Origin of the sequence: Pseudomonas sp. USTB-Z, from assembly GCF_019691255.1 — a bacterium.
Lineage (GTDB): Bacteria > Pseudomonadota > Gammaproteobacteria > Pseudomonadales > Pseudomonadaceae > Aquipseudomonas > Aquipseudomonas alloputida.
The window spans coordinates 1-362 of the sequence record NZ_JAECZP010000093.1; the positions used below are offsets into that span (position 1 = coordinate 1).

1 protein-coding gene is annotated in these 362 nt (G+C 68.0%); it reads right to left on the reverse strand.

The genetic code is table 11. The features are described from left to right. On the reverse strand, positions 1 to 362 hold a 362-nt coding region (locus I8746_RS27005; RefSeq protein WP_221101233.1), incomplete at both ends, for an Ig-like domain-containing protein.

The following is a 362-nucleotide window of genomic DNA, read 5'->3' on the forward strand; positions in this document are numbered from 1 at the left end:
GTTGCCGGCCGCGTCACGCACCTGCACGGCAGTGCCCACTTCGCCACGACCACTGAGCTGGCTGCCGGCAAGGCCGATCACCAGATTGGTCGGTGCTTCAGGCGGGGTGGTGTCGCCGCCATCAATGTCCGGCGCGGTGACTGCGCTGCTTGGCGATGTGTTGCCAGCGGCATCGGTCGCGGTGGCTTGCAGCACTTCGCCGTCAACTTGTGGCGGATTGAGGTTGAGGCTGAACACGCCGGTCGGGCCGACCACGGCAGTGCCCAATTCGGTGCCGTCGGCAGCCACGATGCGCACGGTGCTGCCCGGTTCGGCACGGCCGGTGATAACGCTGCCGTCCGCGCTCACCGCCAGTTCGGTTG